At 40.9% G+C, this 9,940-nt stretch carries 6 protein-coding genes and 2 pseudogenes; 6 read left to right on the top strand and 2 right to left on the bottom strand.

Annotated elements, in window-relative coordinates; genetic code table 11:
• Nucleotides 1-359 precede the first annotated feature (359 nt).
• The 6 genes from trpE to HPY74_17850 all read left to right on the top strand — a co-directional run bounded on the left by trpE (nucleotide 360) and on the right by HPY74_17850 (nucleotide 8,353).
• Nucleotides 360-1,844 (top strand): anthranilate synthase component I, encoded by a 1,485-nt coding sequence (gene trpE / locus HPY74_17875; GenBank protein NSW92494.1) that lies wholly within the window; start codon nucleotides 360-362, stop codon nucleotides 1,842-1,844.
• Nucleotides 1,841-2,416 carry an aminodeoxychorismate/anthranilate synthase component II gene (locus HPY74_17870; GenBank protein NSW92493.1) on the top strand — a complete coding sequence of 192 codons (576 nt, stop codon included), beginning with the start codon at nucleotides 1,841-1,843 and terminating at the stop codon, nucleotides 2,414-2,416. The genes trpE and HPY74_17870 overlap by 4 nt, the downstream gene beginning before the upstream one ends.
• 191 nt (nucleotides 2,417-2,607) lie before the next feature.
• Nucleotides 2,608-4,674: a pyruvate formate-lyase gene (locus tag HPY74_17865; protein ID NSW92492.1), complete on the top strand. Its 2,067-nt coding sequence runs from the start codon at nucleotides 2,608-2,610 to the stop codon at nucleotides 4,672-4,674.
• Nucleotides 4,675-4,801: 127 nt separating this feature from the next.
• The gene (locus tag HPY74_17860; protein NSW92491.1) at nucleotides 4,802-6,322 is read left to right on the top strand and encodes an alpha-L-arabinofuranosidase; all 1,521 of its coding nucleotides are present in this window, start codon (nucleotides 4,802-4,804) and stop codon (nucleotides 6,320-6,322) included.
• Between the two features lie 28 nt (nucleotides 6,323-6,350).
• Nucleotides 6,351-7,196: a glycyl-radical enzyme activating protein gene (locus HPY74_17855; GenBank protein ID NSW92490.1), complete on the top strand. Its 846-nt coding sequence runs from the start codon at nucleotides 6,351-6,353 to the stop codon at nucleotides 7,194-7,196.
• Between the two features lie 113 nt (nucleotides 7,197-7,309).
• Nucleotides 7,310-8,353, top strand: a complete 1,044-nt coding sequence (locus tag HPY74_17850) for a LacI family DNA-binding transcriptional regulator (GenBank protein NSW92489.1) — start codon at nucleotides 7,310-7,312, stop codon at nucleotides 8,351-8,353.
• A 397-nt stretch (nucleotides 8,354-8,750) separates the two neighbouring features.
• Here HPY74_17850 and HPY74_17845 read toward each other — a convergent pair.
• Nucleotides 8,751-9,185: pseudogene (locus HPY74_17845) on the bottom strand (Gfo/Idh/MocA family oxidoreductase).
• Nucleotides 9,186-9,481: 296 nt separating this feature from the next.
• Nucleotides 9,482-9,697 (bottom strand): annotated as a pseudogene (locus HPY74_17840) (hypothetical protein).
• Nucleotides 9,698-9,940: the final 243 nt, after the last annotated feature.

The following is a 9,940-nucleotide window of genomic DNA, read 5'->3' as shown; positions in this document are numbered from 1 at the left end:
GGTTATAGTGTTATCCGATGACTTAAACGTATGGTTAAATTTATGTAATATTATTATATAATTGGATAAAATTACTAACGCAGCCACTATTAATGGATAAGAATAAAATTTTCATGCTTCAGCTCTGAGTATTCATATACCCTATTGCATACTTGCTGTGTACTATGTTATAATCAATAAAAATTAGTTTAGATGAGTTATGTTGAAGAGATGAGTTGAGAAGAGATGAGCCAAGGTAGAGACGAGTCGGGGCTAGCTTTTAGTTTAATATTTTGTAATTCGGCCGGGCATCTCAAGTCTGGCTTTTTTAGTCTGTTCCATACTCATGTCTTCCTTTTGTTGAAAGGGGGCGTTAAACATTGTTTTATCCTGATTTGAACATGGTTAAAGAGCTATCGAGGGAATATAACGTAATACCGGTAAGCATGGAGGTATATGCCGATACTGAAACTCCTATAAGTCTTTTCAAAAGATTTAAAGAAAACAAATACTGTTTTCTTCTAGAAAGCGTAGAAGGCGGTGAAAAGTGGGCACGCTACTCATTTATTGGGAGAGACCCTTTTATAGTAGTCAAAAGTATCAACCGAGAAACCCTTGTGCAGTACAGGAATGGTAAATTCGAGATGATACCGGGTAACCCTGTTCAAGCATTGAGTAAAGTACTTGAAGCATACAAGGGTGCAAAAATACCAGGCATTCCCAGGTTTAACGGCGGGGCTGTCGGGTATCTCAGCTATGATACTGTAAGGTACTATGAACAATTACCTGATTCTACGGTAGACGATTTAGGGCTTCCCGAGAGCCATTTTATGATAGTTGATGAGGTGCTGGCATTTGACCACCTCAAACAAAAAATCCATATTATAGTTAACATGTTTGTAGAAGGAAACATTGAAAGGTGTTATAAAAGTGTAACAGAAAGACTTAAAGAAATTTACAGTCAAATCCAGCTAACTCGCTGGAAAGCATCAGATAATTTAATACCTCAACCCAAGGTAAAAAAAAGAGAATTTGTTTATGAAAGCAATATTTCAAAAGAGGAGTTTTGTAATACAGTATTGAAGGCAAAGGAATATATACGGAATGGAGATATTTTCCAGGTGGTGCTGTCTCAAAGGCTCAAGGTGGATACTAAAGAAGACCCTTTCAATGTATACAGGGTTCTGAGAACTATAAACCCATCACCCTACATGTACTACCTGAAATTTGGTGAATATCAGATTGCAGGAGCTTCTCCTGAAATGTTGGTAAGAGTTGAAAATAACCTTGTTGAAACATCCCCTATAGCAGGAACTAGAAAAAGGGGGCTTACAAATGCAGAAGATGATTTGCTGGAAAAAGAACTATTATCGGATGAAAAAGAATTGGCTGAGCACATCATGTTAGTTGACCTGGGAAGAAATGATATCGGTAAGGTTTCAAAATATGGGACAGTAAGAGTAAATGACTTGATGCATGTTGAAAAGTATTCCCATGTAATGCATATAGTTACTAACATACAAGGGGAACTAAGAGAAGACAAAACGCCTTTTGATGCGCTTGTATCAGTACTTCCGGCAGGAACTCTGTCAGGTGCGCCAAAGGTTAGAGCAATGGAAATAATAGATGAACTTGAGAAGACTAGGAGAGGGATATATGGTGGTGCAATAGGATACTTCAGCTTCAACGGTAACGTTGACAGTTGCATTACTATCAGAACTATTCTCTTTCAAGACAGCATAGCCTATGTCCAGGCTGGGGCCGGTATAGTAGCTGATTCGGTACCGGAAAAAGAGTATGAAGAATCTTTAAATAAGGCAATGGCTCTCCTGAAAGCATTAGAAAAGGTAGGTGAAATTAAATGATTCTTATTATAGATAATTACGATTCATTTACGTATAACCTTTATCAGTATATCGGAGAGATGAACCCTGATATAGAGGTGTACAGGAATGACAGGATAACCGTATCTGAAATAATGTATAAAAAACCAACCCACATAGTAATTTCTCCCGGGCCGGGTTTTCCTTCAAATGCAGGTATATCAGTTGCTGTCGTTAAAGAGTTGGGAAACTCCGTGCCTATATTAGGCATATGTCTTGGGCACCAGGCTATAGGTGAAGCTTTTGGCGGAAGGGTTGTACATGCAAGGGAACTGGTACACGGAAAAGCAACCGATATCGAATTTGTAGGTGAATGTATAATTTTTAAAGATCTACCAAGAAAGATCAAGGGCGGTAGATATCATTCACTGGTAGTAGAAAAGGAAACACTCCCTTCAGAACTTGAGATAACCGCCCAAACCCGTGATGGAGAGATAATGGGATTGAAACATAAACATTATCACATTTATGGGATCCAATTCCATCCGGAATCTGTATTAACACCGTATGGAAAGACTATACTAAGGAATTTCCTTAGCCTTCGTATGCCTTAGCTTTCATACGTTATGGCCTTAGTTTTAGCAAATTTATTTGTATAGCAGAAGTGTTTTAAATTTTCTTGAAGAGGACCTGAACTTGCACCGATACATATTGCAAATAGCGGAAGTTTTATGGTATAATATTAACGGTAACATTAATGTTATCGTTAATATTACTCAAATAGTTATACATGGAGTGGGGATCCGTGACTTGTCGTATTAGAGCTATACTTGAGTACATACTTAGCAAAAAACATCATCGGTTTAGGCAGGAGAATATGGCTGATTTGGCTGAGGAATTCAGTCAAAAGGGATTGACTCCCATACAAAGAATGTCGGAGAGGCTTGTAAGGGTACTTGCACAAGAAAAGCCTGTTATACTTGAGGATGAAAGAATTGTCTTTTTAAGGACTGTCCCCAGACTGCCAGAAATTTTCACGAAATGTGAGTGGGAAACAATTAAAAATAATAATTTTATTCATGAATTGGGTTATGTAAGCAATATTTGTCCCGATTATGTGTCAACCATCCGATCAGGCTTGGAAGAACGGCGCTTGGAAGCCTTAGACAGCCTAAGAAGATGTAAACTCAATGGAGATATTGAAGGACAGGACTTTCTCGAAGCAGTCATAAAAACTATCGATGCTGTGGAATCCCTTACGGACAGGTACCGGGAAGAAGCTGAAAGAATGGGGAACCATGAAATTGCAGATATGCTTGGACATATACCGCGGTATGGAGCAAGAAACTTCCATGAAGCGCTTCAGTTTTTCAGAATTCTCCATTTTACCCTTTGGTGTGAAGGGGAGTACCATAATACAATAGGTAGGTTTGATCAGTATATGTACCCATACCTGAAAGCGGATATAGATGCCGGGAGACTGGATTATGATTCCGCATTCGAACTGCTTCTGGAATTCTTCATCTCCTTTAACAAGGACAGCGATCTTTACCCCGGTGTGCAGCAGGGGGATAACGGACAGAGTATGGTGCTGGGCGGGGTCGATCAGGACGGAAACGATGCTTTCAACCTTCTTTCCGAGATGTGTATTAAAGCAAGCAAGGAACTTAAGCTTATTGATCCGAAAATCAACTTGAGGGTGCATAAGGACACGAAACTCGAAGTGTATGAGTTGGCAACGGAATTGACAAAAGAGGGGCTTGGCTTTCCACAGTACTCGAATGATGATGTCGTCATTCCGGGATTGTTAAAAAAGGGATATTCATTGAAGGATGCAAGAAACTATGTCGTCGCTGCTTGCTGGGAATTTATCATTCCTAGGTATGGGATGGACATACCTAATATCGGAGCCTTGTCCTTTCCAGCGGTTGTAGACCGGTGCCTGCATGAAAAGTTTGAAGGCTGCGGTAATTTTGAAGAGTTTATGAACTGCATAAAGGCTGGAATTCATGAGGAATGCAATCAGATAACAGAAAACATCAGGAATTTGTGGATAATGCCTGCACCATTCATGTCTATCCTTATGGACGAATGCATAAAAAATGGCAAGGACATATCGAAAGGGGCAAAATACAACAATTTCGGGCTTCATGGGACCGGATTGGCCAATGCCGCGGATTCTCTTGCAGCTATTAAAAAGTATGTATTCGATGAACAGTCGATTGATCCTGAAATTCTTGTGGAGGCTGTTGACAGCGATTTTGAAGGATACGACGAACTCGCGGCAAAACTTCGGTTCGAAGCTCCCAAGATGGGGAACGATGATGATTATGTTGACGGGATAGCCGTCGAGCTATTAGAAACCTTCGCAGATGCCCTTGAGAACCGTAAGAATGAAAGAGGCGGATGCTACAGAGCAGGTACGGGCTCTGCCATGTACTATCTATGGCATGCAAGGGAGATTGGGGCATCCCCTGACGGCAGAAGGAAGGGAGAGGCATTTGGCGCGAACTATTCTCCAAGCCTTTTTGCAAAAACCAAAGGTCCTTTATCCGTTATCCGGTCATTCACAAAACCCAACCTGGAAAGGGTCATCAATGGCGGGCCGTTGACAATGGAGTTCCATAGTCCGCTGTTCAGAGACAGGGAAAGTATCAGGAAGGTAGCGATGCTAGTTAAGTCATTTATAGATTTTGGAGGCCATCAATTGCAGCTTAATGCCGTCAACAGGGAAGCGTTGCTGGATGCGCAGAAGCATCCGGAGAATTACAGGAACCTGATTGTCCGGGTATGGGGCTGGAGCGCCTACTTTGTGGAGCTTGATAAAGAATACCAGGACCATGTCATCAAAAGACAGGAGTATATCTGCTGATATGTAACCAATATATTTATAATCAACTAATAAAGCAGTGCATAGGTAATAAAACAATACAAAATAAATAAATAAAGAAAGAAATAAATAAATAAAGAAAGAAAGAAAGAAAGGGGACATTAATAAAATGTATAGAATATGCGTGGTCGTACCGGAAAGAATCGGTGTAATAAATCGCAATATTTATGGGCATTTTATCGAGCACATCGGCGGTGTGATTTACGATGGGATCTGGGTTGGCGAGAAATCTCAAGTACCGAATATCCGCGGTTTTCGCAAGGACCTGGTGGAAATGCTGCGGAAAATCAAACCTCCCGTTATTCGGTGGCCTGGTGGCTGTTTTGCCGAAACATATAACTGGAGGGACGGAATAGGACCAAGGGAGGAACGCCCTATTACAGCAAACTTCTGGTATGGGTGGGACGGAAGATTAGAAAAAAATGAAGTGGGAACACATGAGTTTGTTGATTTTTGCCGACTTGTGGGTGCAGAACCCTATTTTGCTGCGAATGTGACTACATTGACGCCCCTGGAAATCAGGAATTGGGTAGAGTACTGCAACTATCCGCAAGGAAGCACCACATTGGCCAGATTGAGGGAGAAAAACGGCAGCCCGGAGCCATTCAACGTGGTTTTCTGGGGAATAGGAAATGAAAACTGGGGGAATGGCGGCAACATGACCCCTGAGGATTACTGCTTTGAGTTCAGAAGGTACGCCAGCATTGTGAAACATCTCGATAAAGAACGGATTAATCTTATTGCTTGCGGCCCAGTCGGTAATGATTTGAATTGGTCACGGCGTTTTTTTAACAAGCTTAAGGATGTAACACATCCATCATTTAATGATATCATAAATGGTTACTCAATCCATTATTATTGCGGAACGGCAGGGAATGCCCTGGAATTCAGCCAGGATCAGTGGTATGAGCTGCTGGACAAAGCGGCTTATATGGAGAGAATCATATGCGAGCAGCGTGCTTTGATGGATTCCTACGATCCTCAAAGACGGATCGGTATAATCGTCGACGAATGGGGATGCTGGCATCCTGATGGTTCAGGGCCTTCTAGAGGTGAAAACCTTTTCGAGCAGCAGAGCACAATGCGTGATGCGCTTGTTGCTGCCATTACGCTGAACATATTCAATAATCACTGTGACAAGGTAATAATGGCCAATGTGGCGCAGTTAGTAAACAACCTGCATTCGCTCTTCCTGGCATCTGGGGACAAACTGGTGGCGACGCCGAACTATCATGTATTTGACATGTATAAGGGCCACCAGGGGGGAGAGGCTATCAGAGTGCTGGTTGATGCAGGTACGGTCAAATATTTGACAGCGAAAAATGAAGAAAAACAAGTAGAAAGGATATCCTGTTCCGCTTCTATAAAGGCCAAAAGGTTGACCTTGACCCTCGCCAACTGCCATTATTCGGAAGAGGCTGAAGTAAGAATTGATTTTTACGGTGCCAGGTTTGGAGGATCATACACCAAAGTAACGATGAATTCTGCGGATCCGCATATGTACAACAACTTCGAACAACCAGACAATGTAAAACCGGTTGTCCAGGAAATCGAGCTTTCTGACAGGGAGCCTGTGATTGTACTGCCGCCTGCATCGGTTGTGGCGCTGACTGGGGAATTATCATCTTGATTGGAACAGGGCATTAAAGGTGGCAAGTATGGCAAAAGGAATTATTTTCGACATCCAGGAATTTACGGTGCATGACGGCCCGGGTATACGCATTACGGTATTCTTCAAGGGCTGTCCCTTGAGATGTGTTTGGTGCCATAACCCGGAAGGACTCTCATTCTGGCCAGAGTTGATGGTGAGAAAAGCGTCCTGTATAAACTGTGGGAAGTGCAGGCAGGGATGTACACATGAAGAATGCCGGCCATTTGGCCTTTGCACAAAAGTGTGTCCCCGGGGGCTTATAAAAATCGTCGGTGAAACCGTAGATTCTACGGAACTGGCTACAAAACTGAAAAAAAGGGAAGAATTTCTACAAAAAAACGGAGGGGGGATCACACTTTCTGGTGGTGAACCCCTTGCACAACCTGAATTTCTCGTTGACCTATTAAAGGAAATCAAGCCGATGCATACGGTGGTAGAGACTTCAGGATATGGCAGACCGGATGTTTTCTTGCAGGTGGTGACTCTTACAGATTTAATATTGTTCGACATAAAGCATACGGATTCAGGAGAGCATAAACGTTTGACAGGGGTAGATAACCGGCTGATACTGGAGAATCTGGGCCATCTTAAAGAATCCGGGAAGCCCTTTATTGTTAGGATTCCGTTAATACCAGGCATTAATGACACGATTGATAATATGGAAAAAACTGCGATGCTGTTAAAGGATGCATCCAACTTAGAAAAAGTGGAACTATTGCCTTATAACCCCTTTACGGGAGCCAAATACCCGATGGTTGGCAAGGAGTACCGACCAAGCTTTGATGAAAGGCAAGAACCGCGATTCTACACGAAGGCTTTTGAAAGGTTTAATATTATGTGCAGCATATTGTAATCCCGGTTTTGCGAGGAAAGCTATTCGGGAAATCTTTATATGAAAGTCATTTATTGTTGTAAGAATTTGTGGTATCTGGTATCTTGCGGCGGCGTTGACAGTACAATCACCGGATGCTACAATTGACTTTAAGCAGGGAATTAAAGGATGTGTCGTCGTTGTACAAGGTCACATTGAAGGATATTGCGAAGAAGACAGGCTATTCAATTAATACCGTTTCACGGGCGTTAAAAGACAAAGAGGATATCTCTGCTGCTACCAGGAAAATGATCCAGGACACCGCGAAAGAAATGGGATACATCAACAATTCTGTTGCAAGTTCACTTCGGTCTGGATATACCAGGACTATTGCCGTGATTTTGGGGGACATTTCCAACCCTCATTTCTCCATAATTGTAAAAGAAATTGAAAAGAATGCGCGAAAACACAAGTACAGCACCATCATCCTTAATACCGATGAGGACCCTAAAATCGAGGAACAAGCCGTCTACTCGGCGTTGAGCAAGAAAGTAGACGGAATTATTATTTGCCCCACGCAGAAAAGCAAAGCAAATATTGAATTACTGAAGAAAACGGGAGTGCCCTTTGTTCTTATTGGGAGATATTTTGCGGATATTGATACGGATTATGTAATATGTAACGACATCCAAGGCGGATATCTTGCTACCAGACACCTTATCAAGAGAGGACACAGGAGGATTTTATTACTCAACGGCCCAGCTTATATATCCAGCGCAAGGGAACGTCTGGAAGGTTATAGAAGAGCATTGGCGGAAAGCGGTATTGAATATGACGAAAAGCTTGTTCATGAGATACCGGTGACCCTGGGAGACTGCAGACATGTGATCCGGAAGCTATTGGATGAGGGGATAGGCTTTACAGGCATTTTTGCATTCAGTGACCTGATCGCATGGGAAGCAATCTATGCCCTTCATAAGCTGGGTTATAGGGTGCCTCAAGATATAGCCGTTGTCGGTTTTGACAACATACAGTCGAGATATTTATTCCCTTTCCCGTTGACCTCTGTCGGTAACTACAAAGGCAGAATGTCAAAAAGAGCATTTGACATCGTTTTAAAGAGGATAAATAGTAACTTTGATGGCAAGTATATCCACGATATTGTTGATACACGTTTGATAGTAAGGGAAAGCTCATAAATAAACATTTCACACGCAAAGTTAAAACCGTTTTATGAAATATTTCTAATAAGTGTAAATTTTTATATTTACATAATTTCACATACTGCATATATTTAAATTGAAATATCAGGTTTGCTTTATTATTGATTGGTATTGTATCTATCTCCGGAAATACGGCCTTCATGCTCTCCATAAACTCCGGCTTGGTCATCTTCTCATTCGCCTTTCGCCTTGATACTATCTGATATACAAACATAAATATCCCATAAAGCATCAATACCCTCATTTTATGATTTACACTTCCTTTTCGCCTCGGATCCTTTATATTCGATATTCCCTTTAATATCGTCGGAAGCATCCGCCTGAATACTACGATTTGACTTTCTACTGCTTCCTGCCGAACATTCGCTTCCTCGTTTAATATAGCCATTTCTACCCTGCCGTAATTACAGTTCTCAAGCATCATACAAGGCATGCCGGTTTCTTCGTAGGCCTTTACTAAATCCCAGCACTGTTCTATTGATGTTGCACCACCGACTTCCATACCGGCATACTTTCCTGCTTTCATAGCTGCAATAGCAATTTCAACATGAGTAGTCCATGATGTGGCGATTATTACTCCGTCAATGTCTTCACGATCTAATAGCTTTTTATAATCTTTGTATGCTTCAGGTTTTTCTCTCCCTGAAGATTCAACTAGCTCGATACCCCTTTGTAACCTATCATCGTATAGTTCACATACTGCGGGGACATCAACATCATCCATTGATAAAACAATTTCTAGGAGACCTGTCCCACGACCGCTTAAACCAATAAAACCCAGTCTTACTTCATTTTGAGAATTGTTAATATGTTGATCCACTTGAATCACTCCTTAGATAAAAATATTTTTTATTTTTATACTTAATTCTATACATTACTTAATTCTATACATTTATCAGAAGAAAAGTATTTAAATCATATTTTTTAAAAAAGTCGTGAATAACGAATTTTCCCTTGTCCAAAATATAACAATCTGTATACTTTGTTCAAATTATATGCTTTACTACGAAAATGGGATAATTCCTTTCAAGGCTTCGAAGGCACTTGCGAAGGCTTGCTCCTTGGCAACTTAATATACTAACCCTGAAAAAGGCCAATACTACCCTAAGCAAGTATAATTGTATACACTTGCCTGGTGGTGTTTTGACTAGTAATTCGTTTCTGCTCGGTTTGAACTCTGCGTAATTCAAAATAACTTTCGTTATACTGTGTATCAGTTTTAAGCATAGTGTATATGATTACTAGTAGCTTCCTGGCAAGAGCTAAAATTGCTTTTTTGGCACCTTTACGCTGCTTCATCTTCCAATACCATGCACACAGATTAATTTATGCGAGGTAATTTTTTAACAAAAAAATTGCAAACTTCTACTTGACACAAACTTGACACAAACTTAACTTGATATTTTCAGTTGTAAATATTATAGTATATATCCTGGGTTTGACAGCAAAATTAGTGTAAATAAGCCCACAACCGTTTAAAATAAAGCGATTGCGGGCTTTTATTTTTGACAAAAAGTTGTAGTATAATAGCTCATTTTTTTACTTGACCAAGAATTTTTTTTA

It is taken from the genome of Bacillota bacterium (assembly GCA_013314855.1).
In the GTDB taxonomy this organism is placed as follows: domain Bacteria; phylum Bacillota; class Clostridia; order Acetivibrionales; family DUMC01; genus Ch48.
The sequence above is the reverse complement of the archived record's forward strand: the minus strand, read 5'-3'. Positions and strand labels throughout refer to the sequence as shown.